Source organism: Microlunatus spumicola, assembly GCF_039536445.1.
Lineage (GTDB): Bacteria > Actinomycetota > Actinomycetes > Propionibacteriales > Propionibacteriaceae > Microlunatus > Microlunatus spumicola.
Map to the genome: position 1 here is coordinate 734,561 of NZ_BAAAYR010000004.1, position 15,427 is coordinate 749,987.

At 72.5% G+C, this 15,427-nt stretch carries 14 protein-coding genes; 10 read left to right on the forward strand and 4 right to left on the reverse strand.

Going from position 1 to position 15,427, the window contains the following annotated elements; translation table 11 throughout:
* Positions 1-146: 146 nt before the first annotated feature.
* Positions 147-812 carry a phosphate signaling complex protein PhoU gene (gene phoU / locus ABD665_RS16335; RefSeq protein WP_204910007.1) on the forward strand — a complete coding sequence of 222 codons (666 nt, stop codon included), beginning with the start codon at positions 147-149 and terminating at the stop codon, positions 810-812.
* Positions 813-941: 129 nt separating this feature from the next.
* Here the strand turns inward: phoU and ABD665_RS16340 are convergent, their stop codons facing one another.
* Positions 942-1,688, reverse strand: coding sequence for a phosphoglyceromutase (locus ABD665_RS16340; RefSeq protein WP_204910008.1), 747 nt, complete (start codon positions 1,686-1,688; stop codon positions 942-944).
* 60 nt (positions 1,689-1,748) lie between these two features.
* Here ABD665_RS16340 and ABD665_RS16345 point away from each other — a divergent pair, with 60 nt between their 5' ends.
* From ABD665_RS16345 to ABD665_RS16355, 3 genes are all read left to right on the forward strand, one after another.
* Positions 1,749-2,225, forward strand: coding sequence for a TIGR03618 family F420-dependent PPOX class oxidoreductase (locus ABD665_RS16345; RefSeq protein ID WP_204910009.1), 477 nt, complete (start codon positions 1,749-1,751; stop codon positions 2,223-2,225).
* A 72-nt stretch (positions 2,226-2,297) separates the two neighbouring features.
* The gene (locus ABD665_RS16350; protein ID WP_204910010.1) at positions 2,298-2,609 is read left to right on the forward strand and encodes an ArsR family transcriptional regulator; all 312 of its coding nucleotides are present in this window, start codon (positions 2,298-2,300) and stop codon (positions 2,607-2,609) included.
* Positions 2,610-2,639: 30 nt separating this feature from the next.
* A complete protein-coding gene (locus tag ABD665_RS16355; protein WP_204910011.1) occupies positions 2,640-3,314 on the forward strand; it encodes an NAD(P)H-dependent oxidoreductase in 675 nt (224 codons plus the stop codon).
* Positions 3,315-3,317: 3 nt separating this feature from the next.
* Here the strand turns inward: ABD665_RS16355 and ABD665_RS16360 are convergent, their stop codons facing one another.
* Together ABD665_RS16360 and ABD665_RS16365 are read right to left on the reverse strand one after the other, a co-directional pair.
* Complete coding sequence (locus ABD665_RS16360) at positions 3,318-3,806, reverse strand: YbjN domain-containing protein (protein WP_204910012.1); 489 nt, start codon at positions 3,804-3,806, stop codon at positions 3,318-3,320.
* A gap of 2 nt (positions 3,807-3,808) precedes the next feature.
* Entirely contained in the window at positions 3,809-5,710 is a 1,902-nt protein-coding gene (locus ABD665_RS16365) for an alpha-amylase family glycosyl hydrolase (RefSeq protein ID WP_204910013.1), read from the reverse strand.
* A 62-nt stretch (positions 5,711-5,772) separates the two neighbouring features.
* On the opposite strand from ABD665_RS16365, the gene ABD665_RS16370 reads away from it, so the two are divergent.
* On the forward strand, positions 5,773-6,261 hold the full coding sequence (locus ABD665_RS16370) for a hypothetical protein (protein ID WP_204910014.1): 489 nt from the start codon (positions 5,773-5,775) through the stop codon (positions 6,259-6,261).
* Between the two features lie 22 nt (positions 6,262-6,283).
* On the opposite strand, the gene ABD665_RS16375 is transcribed toward ABD665_RS16370, so the two are convergent.
* Positions 6,284-7,411: a GTPase gene (locus tag ABD665_RS16375; protein ID WP_204910015.1), complete on the reverse strand. Its 1,128-nt coding sequence runs from the start codon at positions 7,409-7,411 to the stop codon at positions 6,284-6,286.
* Positions 7,412-7,569: 158 nt separating this feature from the next.
* Between ABD665_RS16375 and ABD665_RS16380 the strand changes: the two genes are divergently transcribed.
* The 5 genes from ABD665_RS16380 to ABD665_RS16400 all read left to right on the forward strand — a co-directional run bounded on the left by ABD665_RS16380 (position 7,570) and on the right by ABD665_RS16400 (position 15,393).
* Complete coding sequence (locus ABD665_RS16380; RefSeq protein WP_204910016.1) at positions 7,570-8,958, forward strand: FAD-binding protein; 1,389 nt, start codon at positions 7,570-7,572, stop codon at positions 8,956-8,958.
* Positions 8,959-9,188: 230 nt separating this feature from the next.
* Positions 9,189-11,054, forward strand: a complete 1,866-nt coding sequence (typA, locus tag ABD665_RS16385) for a translational GTPase TypA (protein ID WP_204910017.1) — start codon at positions 9,189-9,191, stop codon at positions 11,052-11,054.
* A gap of 105 nt (positions 11,055-11,159) precedes the next feature.
* Positions 11,160-12,551, forward strand: coding sequence for a cellulase family glycosylhydrolase (locus ABD665_RS16390; protein ID WP_204910018.1), 1,392 nt, complete (start codon positions 11,160-11,162; stop codon positions 12,549-12,551).
* Positions 12,551-13,651: a zinc-binding dehydrogenase gene (locus ABD665_RS16395; protein WP_204910019.1), complete on the forward strand. Its 1,101-nt coding sequence runs from the start codon at positions 12,551-12,553 to the stop codon at positions 13,649-13,651. Before ABD665_RS16390 ends, ABD665_RS16395 begins: the two co-directional genes overlap by 1 nt.
* Positions 13,648-15,393 carry a dihydroxy-acid dehydratase gene (locus ABD665_RS16400; protein ID WP_204910020.1) on the forward strand — a complete coding sequence of 582 codons (1,746 nt, stop codon included), beginning with the start codon at positions 13,648-13,650 and terminating at the stop codon, positions 15,391-15,393. Before ABD665_RS16395 ends, ABD665_RS16400 begins: the two co-directional genes overlap by 4 nt.
* The last annotated feature ends 34 nt before the right edge of the window (positions 15,394-15,427 follow it).

Here is a 15,427-nt window from a genome sequence, read left to right on the forward strand (position 1 = left end):
AAGGCCGCGCCGAGCGCCGCAGGGACGAAGGGTCGTCAGGCGTTCCGGACGCGTTCACGTCCCGTTCATGCGGCGATGGGGCTGCAGTAGGCGGTGACCCTAGGGTTGGGGCAGAAAGTCTTCTGAAGATGGGGTAAGAACCGAACATGCGCGAGAACTACCGCGAACAGCTGGACGACATCCTGGCCGACCTGGTGCAGATGTGCCAGACCGTGTCGGGGGCCGTCCGGACCGCGACGACCGCCCTGCTCGAGGCGGACCTCCAGCTGGCCGAGGTCGTCATCAGCGAGGACGAGGCCATCGACGCCAAGCAGCGCGAGGTCGAGGCCCGTGCCTTCTCCCTGCTCGCCCGGCAGGCCCCGGTCGCCGGCGAGCTCCGGACCGTCGTCACCACCCTGCGGATGGTGACCGAGCTCGAGCGGATGGGCGACCTGGCCGCGCACGTGGCCAAGATCGCCCGGCTGCGCTACCCCGAGGTCGCGGTGCCGGACTCCCTGCGCTCCAACTTCGTGCGCATGGGCGACGTCGCCGAGAAGATGGTCGTCACCGCCGGCCAGACCCTCAACGACCGCAACATCCAGGTCGCGCAGGAGCTGCGCTCGCGCGACGAGGAGATGGACGAGCTGCGGCGGACCCAGTTCCGGATGCTGCTGAGCGAGGACTGGAACCACGGCGTCGAGGCCGCCGTGGACGTGGCCCTGCTGGGCCGCTACTACGAGCGGATCGCCGACCACGCCGCGTCGATGGGCCGTCGGATCATCTACGTCGTGACCGGGCAGTTCCCCGAAGAGGACTTCTGGCCGCAGCCCTGAGGCTGCGGGGCCCCCGGGCTCGACGCACCTGCAGAACGACCGAGGCACCCCTGCCCAGGGGTGCCTCGGTCGTCTCCGGGGTGCTCTGTCTCCGGGTGCCCTGCGGTGCTCGGGCGCAGGCGAGCGCCCCTACTTCTTGCCCTGGTTCTTGACCGCCTCGATCGACGCCGCCGCGGCCTCGGGGTCGAGGTAGCGGCCCGGGCCGGTCGGGCGCAGGTCGTCGTCGAGCTCGTAGACCAGCGGGATGCCGGTCGGGATGTTCAGGCTCACGACCTCGGCGTCGCCGATCTGGTCGAGGTGCTTGACGATCGCGCGGAGCGAGTTGCCGTGCGCCGCGACGAGCGTGACCTTCCCGGCCTGCAGGTCGGGGACGATCGCGTCGTACCAGTAGGGCAGCGCGCGCAGCAGCACGTCCTTCAGGCACTCGGTCGCCGGGCGGGCGTCCGGCGGCAGGCTCGCGTAGCGCGGGTCGTGGAAGTTCGCGTACGGGTCGTCGCGGTCGATGGGGGGCGGCGGCACGTCGTACGAGCGGCGCCAGACCATGAACTGCTCCTCGCCGAACTCCGCGAGGGTCTCCTTCTTGTCCTTGCCCTGCAGCGCGCCGTAGTGGCGCTCGTTCAGCCGCCACGAGCGCCGGGTGGGGACCCAGTGCCGCTCGGCCGTCATCAGCGCGATCTGCGCGGTGCGGATGGCCCGCTTGAGCAGCGACGTGTGGACCACGTCCGGCAGCAGGCCCGCCTCGACGAGCAGCTCGCCGCCGCGCTGGGCCTCGGCCTCGCCCTTGGCGTTCAGGTCGACGTCGACCCAGCCGGTGAAGAGGTTCTTGGCGTTCCACTCGCTCTCGCCGTGCCGGAGCAGGATCAGGGTCGACGTCATGGGAACGACCCTAGTAGAGAAGGCCGGAGGCCTCCCGGACACCCGGGTAGTGTCCGGCCCGTGCCCCGCTCGATCGCCACGAACACGTCCGTCACGCTCGCCGAGCTGCTCGACTTCGTCCGCCCGCGGCACCGCTTCCTGCTCGCCACGACCAGGCGCGACGGCCGCCCGCAGCTGTCCCCCGTCAGCGGCGGCGTGGACGCGGAGGGCCGGCTGGTCGTCTCCTCCTACCCGTCGCGGGCCAAGGTGACGAACGCCGAGCAGCGCCCCGAGGTCTCCGTCTGCGTGATCTCCGACGAGTGGGACGGGCCCTGGGTCCAGGTCGACGGCGACGCCGAGGTCCTGCACATGCCCGACGCCGAGGACGGCCTCGTCGACTACTTCCGTTCCATCGCCGGCGAGCACCCGGACTGGGACGAGTACCGCGCGGCGATGCGGGTCCAGGACAAGTCGCTGCTCCGCATCAGCCCGACCCGCTGGAGCCCGATCGCGACCGGCGGCTTCCCCGCCGACGTCGCGGCCCGTCTCGACGCCTGACCGCCGACGCACGCCGCACCCTGGACGCCCGGCGCATACTTCGACCTCGTGCGGACCGATGAGGAGGTGCCGGTGGACGCCCACCTCCTGGAGGCGCTCAAGGCGCTGGCCAACCCCACGCGACTGCAGATCATGACGTGGCTGCGCACGCCCGAGGAGTCGTTCGCCGAGTACCCCCCGATCGCCGACCGCGCGGTCGTCGGCGTCTGCGTCACCCACCTGGCCGCCAAGACGGGGCTCGCGCAGTCCACCGTCTCCGCCTACATGAGCACCCTAGAACGGGCCGGCCTGGTCCGGGCGACCCGCGTGGGCAAGTTCACCCACTACCGGCGCGACGACGGCCAGGTCGCCGCCCTTCTCGACGAGGTCGCCGATTCGGTATGACGTATCGCGAATAGTCGATATGATCTCGGGGTGCCTTCGCCGACCACCTCTCTCGTCCGTCGTGCCCTGCTCGTCCACGCGCACCCGGAACAGGCCTCCTTCTCCTCCGCCCAGGCCGACGCTGCCGTGACGGCGCTGCGGACGGCCGACGTGCGGGTGGACCGCATCGACCTCTACGCCGACGGCTGGGACCCGGTGCTGCGCCGCGAGCAGTTCCCCGACGCGACGGGCTACTTCAAGCCGCAGGCCGAGCAGCTGCGGGCGTACGGGGCCGGGACGCTGGACGAGACGGTGCGCGAGCACCTGGACCGGCTGCTGGAGGCGGACCTGCTGGTGCTGTCGTTCCCGCTCTGGTGGTTCTCCATGCCGGCGGTGATGAAGGGGTGGGTCGACCGGGTCTTCGCCATGGGCGCCACCTTCGGCGGCGAGCACGGCATCTTCGCCGAGGGCGCGATGCGGGGGAAGCAGGCGGTCCTGCTCCTCACCACCGGCGGCGGCGAGCCCGCCTTCGGCCCGAGCGACCCCGAGGCGTACGGCGCCCTGGACGCATTCCTGTTCCACATCCGTCGCGGGATGCTCGAGTTCGTCGGCTACGAGGTGCTGGAGCCGGTCGTTACGTACGCCCCCGCCCGGATGCCGTCGGACCAGCGCGACGCCGCGCTGCGGGACGTGCAGACCCGGCTCGGTGCGCTCGTCGGGGGCTGACCCTCAACCGGCGGACGGGCCCGGGTCGAGCTGGGTGAACGCGGCGAGGTTGGCCGTGGACTCGCCCCGTGAGCGGCGCCACGCCCACTCACGCCGGATGCTGTCCGCGAACCCCATCGCCACGACCGGGTCGAAGCTCGTGTCGGCCGTCTCGGCCACCACGCCGAGCAGCTGGTCGACGACGCCCCCGGTCAGGCCGTCCACCGGGAGCCGACCCACGAGGTAGACGTCGCCGAGATGGTCGACGGCGAAGGCGACGCCGCCCAGGCGGAGGTTCCGTTCGAGCAGCCAGCGGTGCACCCGGTCGGCGTCCTGCTCGGGCGCGCGGACGACGAACGCCCGCACCTGCACGCTGTGCGCCCCGACCTCGAGCGCGCACTCGGTCGTGAGCTTGTGCTCCCCCGGCAGCGACACGGTGAACGTGTCCGCGCGCCGCTCCCACGGCAGGCCGAGGTTCTCGAGCGCCTCCTGCACGACCTCGACCGCGCCCACCCCTACACCTCCTGCACGAACCAGCGGACCTCGTACGGGCGCAGGTGCAGCGGCCCGTCGGTCAGCGGGGTCTCCTCGGTCAGCGCGTCCCAGGCCCAGCTGCCGACGGGGACGACCCAGCGCGGGAGCGATTGCGGCTCCGCGGTGACGTTGTGGACCGCGACCATCGTCTGGGTGGGCGCGCGCCGCAGGCAGACCAGGACGGCCGGGTTCACGGGGTCGAGGACCTCGGTCTCGACCGACGCCTCCAGCGCGGGCAGCGCGGCGCGAACGGCGACCAGGTGCCGGATCCCCGAGTAGACGCGGTGCTCGAGCGTGCCCTCCTGGTGGCGGCGCTCGGCCCGGTCCCACGGCATCTGCGGCCGGTGCACCCAGCGGTTGTCGTCCGCGTGGTCCGGGTCGGCGTCGAAGTCGTACGCGTTCAGCAGGCCGAGCTCGTCGCCCATGTAGAGCAGCGGCAGGCCGCCGTAGCCGAGCACGACCGCGTACGCGAGCAGCAGCTTGCGGACGGCGACCTCGAGGCGGGCCTCGTCGCCGGTGGCGAGGGCGGCCTCGATCCCGATCAGCGAGGCCGCGGTGCCGCTGATCCGCCGGTCGCCGGTCTCGAGGTTCTCCTGGAAGACGAGCCCGCGGGCGTCGCTCATCGGGTAGAGCCCGGCGTAGAAGTCGGCCAGGAACCGGCGGTGCGCCGCCCCGTCCAGCCCGACCGAGGCGGCGTCGGCGTCGTCGATCGCCCACCCGATGTCGTCGTGGCAGCGCAGGTAGGTGTTCCACACCGTCGTCACGGGCTTGGCCGGGAAGCGGTTCATGGCGGCGCAGAAGAGCCGGGTGTCCTTGGCCGCGAGCGCCGACCAGACCTGGACCATCAGCGAGTTCTGGTAGGCCATGTCGCTGACCTTGCCCGTGTGCTTGCCGACCCCGAGGTAGGGCGCCAGGTCGGCCGGCCCGACGATCGCCTCGGCCTTGAAGACCAGCGCCGGCGCCGCGATCCGCGCGACCGTGCGCAGGGCCTGGGTGATGGCGTGGACCTCCGGCTGGTTCTGGCAGGCCGTGCCCATGCGCTTGTAGAGGAAGGCGATGGCGTCCAGCCGCAGGCACTCCACCCCGAGGTTCGCGAGCCAGAGGACCAGGTCCGCGAACTCGTAGAACACCTCCGGGTTGTGCCAGTTCAGGTCCCACTGCCACGCGTTGAAGGTCGTCCAGACCCAGGCCGCCGCCTCCTCGTCGTAGGTGAAGCTGCCCGGGGCGGTGTCGGGGAACACCTCCGGGAGCGACCGCTCGTACGCGTCGGGGAGCGTGCGGTCCGCGAAGAGGTGGAAGTAGTCCCGGTAGCGCTGGTCCCCACCGCGCGCGGCGACCGCCCACGCGTGCTCGGCGGCGACGTGGTTGAGCACGAGGTCGAGCGTCAGGGAGATCCCGCGGCCGCGCAGCGTCGTGGCGAGGTCGCGCAGGTCGTCGACCGTCCCGAGGTCCTCGCGGACGGCGCGGTAGTCCATCACCGCGTAGCCGCCGTCGCTCTGCCCGGGACGGGGCCGCAGCAGCGGCATCAGGTGCAGGTAGGTGACGCCGAGCTCGCCGAGGTAGTCGACCTTCTCCCCCACGCCCCGCAGCGTCCCGCCGAACAGGTCGGTGTACGTCGCGTAGCCGAGCATCGACTGGTGCCCGAACCACTGCGGGTCCGCGTGGCGCTGCAGGTCGAGCAGCCGCAGGTCGGTCGGACGGCGCCGGAAGTTCTCCGCCGCGATCTCGACCAGACGCTCCGCCATCTCCACGGCGTGCTCCGGGTAGGCCCCCGTGAGGCCGGTGACCAGGTCGGGCCAGTAGCGCCGGAGGCGCGTCGCGAACACAGCCTGGTCGTGCGGGGGCTCGCCGTCGAGCAGGCCCCGCACGTCGGGAACCGTCATCCCGGAACACTAACGACCCCGCCCGGCCCGCCCGCACCCAGCGGCACACGAGAATGACCCGGGTGCGGGTCGCGGGCGAGCAGCTGTGGGCGTTGCTGCGCGAGCTGGACGACCCCGACCACCTGGAGACGCCGGCGGGCTTCGACCTCGGCGCGACGCGGGAGCGGTTCGAGCGGCTGGTGGGCGGGCTGGACGAAGCCTTCGGTTGCCGCACCGACGCCGACCGGTCGGTCCAGGACGCGAGCCTGCACGCGCGCGTCGTGGTTCCGGCGGGATCGACCTCCAGCGGCGAGCGACTGGTCGTCTGCGTCAGCAACTTCGGGGGGCTGGCCACCGTGTCCCTCACCAACCCGGGAGTGTTCGACTCCGCCGAGCTCCACGAGCTGCTCCACGCCGACGACGCGGCACACGTCTACGGCGTGCTCGACGACCTCGACTACGTGGTGATCCCCGAGGACCCGCTCTGGACGACCTACGACGGCCCGAGCCAGATCACCGTCGACGCCCGCTGGCCCGCGTCGTGGTGGACCCGCTTCTTCGACTACCTCTGAGCCGTCGGACCCGGCCCGGCCGTCAGGCCGACTTCTGCCCGCAGAGCTTCAGGCGGTTCTTGAGCTCGGTGGTGAAGGCCTCGCGGACGGCCTCGGTGTCGAGGGCGTCGCCGACCTTGCCAAACGAGCCGGTCACCGCGCGCTGGCAGACCGCGAGCCAGGCCTGACCCATGGCGTACGTGTAGGTCGAGGCGACGCCGGCGCCGATCAGCCCGCCGGCGATCGTCCCGGCGCCGGGGATCAGCTTGAGGAGCCCGGTCGCGGTGGCCCGCCCGGCCTGCGTGGCGGCCGTCGTCGACGCGATGGCCAGGAGCGCGGCCCGGTCGAACTTGATCTTGTAGAGCTGGGCGATCTTGGCCATCATCCCGAGCTGGATCGGCACCAGCATGACGGCGTCGGAGAACGGCACCGGGACCGCCGCGCTCGCCGCCGCGCTGCTGGCGGCGGCCGCGATCACGCGCTGGGCCTCGGTCGCCTTCCGGGCATGATCGACCTCCTGCGCCGCGACGAGGGCGCCGTGGACGCCTTCCGGCGCGACGCGAAAGGTGGCATCGAGGACCTCTCGCAGCCCGTACGCCCGCTGGCCGGTGAACGTGTCCGCCTTCGCGTACGTCAGGAACGGGCTGCCGGGCACCACCGGCAGGTGGCGCTGGCGGACGAGCTCGGCCAGGGCCACCGCGTCGGGGTGGAAGCCGCTCTCGTTGCGCGGGACCTGCGTCATCACGATGACCACCGGGAGCCCGAGCTCGTCGAGCGCCCGGACGAACTCCGCCTCGGTGTCCTCGAACCGCCGGTCCATGCCCCGCACGCAGTACCAGGCGACGTGCACCTGCTCGCTCAGCGGCATCTTGCGGGTCCGGTTGATCATCTTCTGGAGCTCGTCGATGATCTTCTTGTCGTCGACGCCCATCTCCAGGCCCTGAGTGTCGACGATGCCGAGGCTGCCGACCTTGTCCAGGTAGAGGTGGCTGCCCTGCGTCACCGGCTCGCCGATGCCGACCTTGGCGACGTCCTCGCCGAAGATCGCGTTCACCAGGGTCGACTTGCCCACACCGGTCTTGCCGAACACGGCGAGGTTGAAGCGGCCCATCGCCTCCGACTGCTGGTCGTACTCGTGACGGAACGAGTCCTTGAGCCAGTCGTTGGCCATCGAGCCTCCTGCGGGTGCGGTGGCGGCCAGCCTACGGGGGAGGCGGATGTGGACCCTGCTCCATTGCCGCGCGCGTCCCGGGGCCCGAGGGTGGTGACACCCGTGCCCGACCAGGCGCGGCGACCGCCCCGACGGTCCCCTCCAGCGAAGGACCGTCCATGTCCCAGACCACCGTCGACCGCGCGGTCGACGAGCGCCTCGCGCTGATCACCGACGCCGGCCTCGTCGCGCACGGCCGCGGCAGCGCGGCGTACGACGCCCTCGTCACCGGCTTCAACCTCGACCAGTCGGTGAGCCCCGTCGTCGTCGTGCGCCCGAGGGACGCCGCCGACGTCGCGGCCCTGGTCCGGCTGGCGAACGAGCACGGCTTCGGGGTCGGGGTCCGCCTGACCGGGCACGGCCTCAGCCCGGCCCTGGACGACCAGGTGATGGTGCACACCGGGGACCTCGCCGAGCTGCACGTGGACGCCGAGGGTCGCTGGGCCCGGATCGGCGCCGGGGTCGTCTGGCAGCGCGTGCTGGACGAGGCCGCCGCCCACGGCCTCGGAGCCATCGCGGGGTCCGCCCCCTCGGTCGGCGTCGTCGGCTACACCACCGGCGGCGGGCTCAGCCCGGTCGGTCGGACGTACGGGCTGGCCGTCGACCACGTCCGCTCGTTCGACGTCGTCACGGGCGACGGCGTCCTGCGGAGGGCGAGCGCCACCGAGGACCCCGAGCTGTTCTGGGCGCTCAAGGGCGGGCGCGGGACCGCGGGCATCGTCACCGCGCTGGAGCTCGACCTGCTCCCGCTCGCCGAGCTCTACGGCGGCGCCGTCTTCTTCGACGGCGCGGACGCCGCGACGGTGCTGCGCACGTGGAACGCGTGGTCCGCCGAACTGCCGCCCGAGGCCACGACGTCGATCGCCTTCCTCCGGCTGCCCCCGCTCCCCGACCTCCCGCCGCCGCTGGCGGGCCGCTTCACGGTGAGCGTGCGGTTCGCCTGGGCGGGACCGCTGGACGAGGGCGCCGCGGTCCTCGCGCCCATGCGCGCGGCGGCCACCCCCGTCCTCGACGGCGTCGGCCGGCTGCCCTTCGCCGCCTTCGGCGCCATCCACACCGACCCGGCCGACCCGATGCCCGTCGTCGAGGACCACACCCTGCTCGCCGGGCTGCCCGACGAGGCCGTCGACGCGCTGCTCGCCCGGGTCGGGCCCGAGGCGGACTGCCCCCAGCTGCTCGTCGAGCTCCGCCAGCTCGGCGGGGCCTACCGGACCGGGCCCGACGCGGCCTTCGCCCACCGCGACGCCGCCTTCACCGTGCACACCGTCGGCCTGGCGGTCCCGCCGGTCCGCGAGGCGGCTCTGGCCCACAACGGGGCCCTGCTGGCGGCCCTGGCGCCGTGGAGCACGGGCGGGCGGCTCCCCAACTTCGCCAGCCGTACGGACGCCGGCTGGTACCGCGCCGTCTACGGGGAGGCCGGGGTCGCCCGCCTCCGCGCGGTCGTGCTGGCCCACGACCCGCGGAACGTGCTCGCGGGCGGCCGCGCGCTGCGCGCCGCGACGGACTGACGGGGTCGTCCCGGAGGCGCCGGGGGGACGCCGACGGGAGGCCACGGGCAGGCCGGGGAACGGTGCGGGCGAGGGCCCACGCCGACGGCGGCAGGGGTCCTGTGCGGGTGGGACTCCTGCCGCTGCGGCGCGGGTAGACTTGCCTGGTTGCCCGAACGACGCCGTCGCGGGCCTGCAGGACCGGCTAGCCCTGGTCCGCACCCCACGTCACTACAGGGAGCACCACCGCCATGCCCGTACGCAGCGATCTGCGCAACGTCGCCATCGTGGCTCACGTCGACCACGGCAAGACCACCCTCGTGGACGCCATGCTGTGGCAGTCCGGAGCCTTCCGCGCCAACCAGGACGTCAACAACCGGGTCATGGACTCGATGGACCTGGAGCGCGAGAAGGGCATCACGATCCTCGCCAAGAACACGGCGGTGCTGCACCACGCGCCCGACGGTTCGAACGTGATCATCAACATCATCGACACCCCCGGCCACGCCGACTTCGGCGGTGAGGTCGAGCGCGGCCTCGAGATGGTCGACGGCGTCGTCCTGCTCGTGGACGCCTCCGAGGGCCCGCTGCCGCAGACCCGCTTCGTGCTGCGCAAGGCACTGGCCAAGAACCTGCCGATCATCGTCGTGGTCAACAAGGTCGACCGCCCCGACGCCCGCATCGCCGAGGTGGTCGAGGAGACGTACGAGCTCTTCCTCGACCTGCTCGAGGACGGCGACACCGACGTCCTCGACTTCCCGGTCGTCTACGCCTCGGCCAAGGCCGGCCGCGCGTCGCTGACCGCCCCGGAGAACGGCGAGATGCCGGACTCGGCCGACCTCGGCCCGCTCTTCGCCACGATCCTCGACGGCGTCCCGGCGCCGGAGTACGAGGAGGGCGCGGTCCTGCAGGCCCACGTCACCAACCTCGACGCCTCCCCCTACCTCGGCCGCCTGGCGCTGTGCCGGGTGTTCGCGGGCGAGATGAAGCGCGGGCAGGTCGTCGCGTGGTGCAAGCAGGACGGCACCATCCAGAACATCAAGCTCACCGAGATGCTGATCACCGAGGCGCTCGACCGGGTCCCGGCCGAGATCGCCCGCCCGGGCGACATCATCGCGATCGCGGGCATCCCCGACATCACCATCGGCGAGACGCTCTCGGACCCCGAGAACCCGAAGCCGCTGCCGCTGATCACGGTCGACCAGCCGTCGATCTCCATGACCATCGGCATCAACACCTCCCCGCTCGCCGGCAAGTCCGGCAAGCTCCTCACCGCCCGCCTGGTGAAGAACCGGCTCGACGCCGAGCTCATCGGCAACGTGTCGATCAAGGTCGCGAGCACCGAGCGCCCCGACACGTGGGAGGTCCAGGGCCGTGGCGAGCTGCAGCTCGCGATCCTCGTCGAGATGATGCGGCGCGAGGGCTTCGAGCTGACCGTGGGCAAGCCCCAGGTCGTCACCCGCGAGGTCGACGGCAAGGTCCACGAGCCGGTCGAGCGCCTGACCATCGACGCGCCCGAGGACTTCGTCGGCGTCGTGACCCAGCTGCTCGGGCTCCGCAAGGGCCGCCTCGAGCAGATGATCAACCACGGCACCGGCTGGGTCCGCATGGAGTACCTGGTCCCCGCCCGTGGCCTCATCGGCTTCCGGACCGAGTTCCTCACCGAGACGCGCGGCACCGGGATGATGCACCACGTCTTCGAGAAGTACGAGCCCTGGCACGGCGACCTGCGCACCCGCCCGAACGGCTCGCTCGTCTCCGACCGCAGCGGCGTCGTGACCGCGTACGCGTCGTTCAGCCTGCAGGAGCGCGGGACGCTCTTCGTCGGCCCGACGACCGAGGTCTACGAGGGCATGATCGTCGGCGAGAACGCCCGCGCCGACGACATGGACGTCAACATCACCCGCGAGAAGAAGCTCACCAACGTGCGCTCCTCCACCGGTGACGAGCTCGAGCGTCTGATCCCGCCGAAGAACATGGCCATGGAGCAGGCGCTGGAGTTCTGCCGCGGCGACGAGTGCATCGAGGTCACCCCCGCCGCCGTCCGGATCCGCAAGGTCGTGCTCAACGCCGGCGAGCGGTCCCGGACGCGGTCCCGCGCCAAGACCAACGGCTGACGCCCCGCACCCCGGACCGCTTGACGCGGTCCGGGGTCGTCCGTAAGTTGCCGTCGTAGAGAAACTTCCGCTCTCACGCACGAAACTTTCTGACGAGGACGTCACATGGTTGCTGCCACCCCCCTGGTCCGGACCTCCGGGTCGTCGTTCGTGGGACCCGACGGGCAGCCGCTGCTGCTCCGTGGGGTCTGCCTCGGCGGCTGGCTCAACATGGAGAACTTCATCACCGGCTACTCGGCCAACGAGTCGCTGATGCGGGCCGAGGTCGCCAAGGTGATCGGGCCCGAGCGGGCCGAGGCCTTCTTCGAGCGCCTGCTCACCCGCTTCTTCGACGAGCCCGACGCGGCCTTCCTCGCCGAGTCCGGCTTCAACCTCGTCCGGATCGCGGTCGGCTACAAGCACCTCGAGGACGACGCGGCCCCCTTCGAGATCAAGGCCGACGGGTTCCGCCACCTCGACCGGGTCATCGACCTGCTGGCCGCGCACGGCATCTACTCGATCGTCGACCTGCACGCGCTGCCCGGCTCGCAGAACCAGCACTGGCACTCAGACAACCCGACCCACGTCGCGGCGTTCTGGCAGCACCGGCACTTCCAGGACCGGGTGGTCCACCTCTGGGAGGCCATCGCAGGTCACTACAAGGACAACCCCTGGGTGGCCGGCTACAACCTGCTGAACGAGCCGTCGGACGAGTCCGGTGCGGTCGTCGGGCCCTTCTACTCCCGCCTGGTGAAGGCGATCCGGGCCGTCGACCCCGACCACGTCCTCTTCCTCGACGGCAACACGTACGCCACCGACTTCAGCATGTTCACGGAACCGTTCGAGAACGCGGTCTGGACGCTGCACGACTATGTGCCCGCCGGCCTCGGGCGGAGCCCGCACTACAGCACCGAGGAGGCCGAGGCGAAGTTCCTCGAGCGCTCCGAGCACGCCCGTTCGCTGACCTCGCCGATCCTCGTCGGGGAGTTCGGCCCGATCTACGGGGGCGACGAGGAGCGCGACGCCTGGCTCCGCGGCATCCTGCGCGACCAGCTCGACCTCTACAACCGCCACCAGGCCAGCTGGACGCTGTGGATGTACAAGGACATCGGCCGTCAGGGTCTGGTCTCGGTCCGTCCGGACACGCCGTACCGGCAGCGGTTCGACGCGTTCGTGGCCAAGAAGGAGCGCCTCGCCGTCGACCAGTGGGGCAGCGACGGGATCGGGCTCGCCGAGGTCACGCAGCCGGTCCAGGACCTCGTTGCCCAGGAGTTCCCGGACTTCGACCCCTACCCGTGGGGCCGCTTCGACTGGGTCCGCACGCTGCTGCTGAACATCACCCTCGCCCAGCCGATGGCCCACGAGTACGCGAGCCTGTTCCGCGGGCTGGACGACGACGACCTCGCCGCCCTGGCCGACTCCTTCGCCTTCGAGAGCTGCGAGGTGCGGGCCCCGCTCCTCGCCGAGCTGCAGGCCGCGCTCGCGGCCGGGTCCCCCGCCCCGGCGGGAACCGCCTGATGCGCGCGGCCGTCCTGCGCGAGGTCGGGCAGCCCCTCACGCTGGAGGAGGTCGAGCTGGACGACCCCGGGCCGGGCGAGGTCCGGGTCCGGATCGAGGCCGCCGGCGCGTGCCACAGCGACCTGCACTACATGGCGGGCGACCTGCCCGCGAAGCTGCCGCTGGTCGTGGGCCACGAGGGCGCCGGCGTCGTGGAGGCCCTCGGCCCGCGCACGTCGGGCCGCGTCTCCGTCGGCGACCGCGTCGCCCTCCAGTGGCGGCCCCGCTGCGGCGAGTGCCCGGCCTGCGTCGCCGGCAACCCGGTCCTGTGCCGCTTCGGCCGCGTCCTGGCCGCCACGAACGGCCTGATGGACGGGACCAGCCGGCTGCACGTCGGCGACGAGACGCTGCACCACCTGATGGGCGTCTCCTGCTTCGCCGAGCAGGTCGTCGTCTCCGAGACCAGCGTCCTGGCGGTGCCCGACGCGGTGCCCACCGAGATCGCCGCCATCTCGGCCTGCGCCGTGATCACCGGGGTGGGCGCCGTGCTGAACGCCGTCGAGCACACCTCCGGGCGGCCGCTGCTCGTCGTGGGCGCCGGCGGTGTCGGCCTCGCCGCGGTCATGGGCGCCGTCCTCGTGGGCGCGTACCCGGTCGTGGTCGTCGACGTCGACCCCGCCAAGCTCGAGCTGGCGACCGCCGTCGGCGCGACCCACGTGATCGACGCCCGCGAGGGCGACGTCGTCGAGCAGGTGCTCCGGCTCACCGACGGCGTGGGGGTGCCGTGGGCGGTCGACGCGGTCGGCAGCCCGGACACGATGCGGCAGGCGATGGCCGCGCTCGCGCCCGAGGGCACCCTCGTGGCCGTCGGCCTCAGCCGGACCGACGCCACCGTCGCCGTGCCGATCAACGACCTCGTGCAGCGCCAGAAGCGGGTGGTCGGCTCGCTCTACGGCTCGAGCAACCCCCGGCTCGACCTGCCCCGCATCTTCAGCCTCTACTCCGCCGGCCGGCTGCCGCTGGACCGCCTGGTCGGCGCCCGCCGACCGCTCGCGGAGGTGAACGAGGCCTTCGCCGACCTGCGCCAGGGCGGCGTCGGGCGTACGGTGCTGGTCCCATGAGCGCTCAGGGCAAGGACGACGCGCAGCGCCCGCGGCTGCGCAGCGACGAGTGGTACGCCGGCGACGACCGCAACGCCTACCTGCACCGGGCCTGGATGCGCCGCGGCGTGCCCGCCGACGCGTTCGAGGGCCGGCCGCAGATCGCGATCGCGAACACCGCCTCCGACCTGACGCCCTGCAACGCGCACCTCAACGAGGTGTCCCAGGCGGTGCAGCGCGGCGTGTACGAGGCGGGCGGCATCCCGCTCGACCTGCCGGTGGTCTCCCTCGGGGAGACGCTGGTGCGCCCGACCGCCATGCTCTGGCGGAACATGGCCGCGATGGCCATGGAGGAGATGTTCCGGGCCAACCCGATCGACGGCCTGGTGCTCCTCGGCGGCTGCGACAAGACCATCCCCGCCCTGCTGATGGCGGCGGCCAGCGTCGACCTGCCGGCCGTGGTGATCTCCGGCGGCCCGATGCTGAACGGCAGCTTCCGCGGCCAGGCCCTGGGCTGCGGCACCGACGTCTGGCGCCTCGGCGAGGAGGTCCGCGCCGGCACGCTGACCGCGGAGCTCTTCGCCCGCTCCGAGTCCTCGATGATCCGCAGCCGCGGTCACTGCAACACCATGGGCACCGCCTCGTCGATGAGCGTCGTGGCTGAGGCGCTCGGCATGACGCTGCCCGGCATGGCCGGCACCCCGGCCCCGGACAGCCGGCTGCTCGAGGGGTCGCACGCCGCGGGCCGGCTCGCCGTCGACCTCGTCCGCAGCGGGACGACGATCTCGAAGGTCATCACGCGCGAGTCGTTCCACAACGCGATCGTCGCGCTCGCCGCGGTCGGCGGCTCCACGAACGCCGTCGTGCACCTGCTCGCCCTCGCGGGTCGGCTGGGCATCGACCTCGACCTCGCCGACTTCGACCGGTCCGGGGCCGGCGTGCCCCTGCTCGTGAACCTGCAGCCGGCCGGCGCCTACCTGATGGAGGACCTCTACCGGGCGGGCGGCGTGCTCGCCGTGCTCGAGCAGGTCGTCGACCTGCTCGACCCGAGCGCCGTCACCGTGACGGGCCAGACGCTCGTCGAGGCGGTCGCCGGCCACCCGGTCTGGGACCCCGAGGTCATCCGGCCGCGGACCACGCCGCTCCAGGCCGACGCGAGCATCGCGGTCCTGCGCGGGAACCTCGCCCCCGACGGCGCGATCGTGAAGCCCGCCGCCGCGAGCGCGAGCCTGCTCGTGCACCGCGGGCCGGCGCTGGTCTTCGACTCCGTCGAGGACCTGAAGGCCCGGATCGACGACCCCGACCTCCCCGTCACGCCCGACACCGTCCTCGTGCTCCGCGGCTGCGGGCCCCGGGGCTACCCCGGCATGCCCGAGGTCGCGAACCTCCCGCTGCCGAAGAAGATGCTGCAGCAGGGCGTGCGCGACATGGTCCGGATCTGCGACGGCCGGATGAGCGGGACCGCGTACGGCACGGTCGTCCTGCACGTGGCCCCCGAGGCGGCCGCGGGCGGGCTGCTCGGGCTGGTCCGCGACGGCGACACGATCGTGCTGGACGTGCCCCGCCGGGTGCTGCAGCTCGAGGTCCCCGACGAGGAGCTCGCGCTGCGCACCCCGCCGGCGACGCTTACCGACGGCTTCGCCGCCCCGCGCCGCGGCTGGGAGCGCCTCTACGTCGACCACGTGCAGCAGGCCAGCACGGGCGCCGACCTGGACTTCCTGGTCGGCGGCAGCGGCTCCGACGTCGCCCGCGAGTCGCACTGACCGGTCCGGGCCCGGCCCGGGAACCAGGCGCCGG